Source organism: Telluria sp. AZSoR62, assembly GCF_058111565.1.
The window spans coordinates 1-372 of the sequence record NZ_JBYTST010000135.1 but is presented as its reverse complement, the minus strand read 5'-3'; the positions used below and the strand labels follow the sequence as shown (position 1 = coordinate 372).

General features: G+C 52.7%; 1 protein-coding gene. It reads right to left on the bottom strand.

Features of this window, described 5'->3' with window-relative positions:
• Positions 1-156: 156 nt before the first annotated feature.
• Positions 157-372, bottom strand: a 216-nt coding sequence (locus tag AC3XQU_RS23225) for a hydroxyacylglutathione hydrolase C-terminal domain-containing protein (protein WP_489876514.1), incomplete at its 5' end; no start/stop codon positions are given.

The following is a 372-nucleotide window of genomic DNA, read 5'->3' as shown; positions in this document are numbered from 1 at the left end:
TATCACGAGTAAAAAGGCAGCTGCCAGAATCTTTTTCATCGTTGATCTCATCAATTGTTTTTATTTTCTAAACACCCTCTCGGACCATCACTACCCATTCGTAATCATGAGTGCGCAGGGTAGTCACGAGCCCGCAGAGGCATACTTGTCGACGGTCTAAAAGCCGTTTTTCCATTCGCGCAACGATTGCAAACAGGCGGCTGGCGTTGTAATGCTCGCCGGCGCATGGTTTTGCGATGCCGCCTGAACTGCGGGGACAGACTTTCGTAGAAACGGATTGGTGGCCTTTTCCAGGCCAATCGTCGAGGGCAGGGTGCATGCCCCCCGAGCCAGTGTTGACTCCACCTCCAGCAAGCGATCGGCTATCTGCTT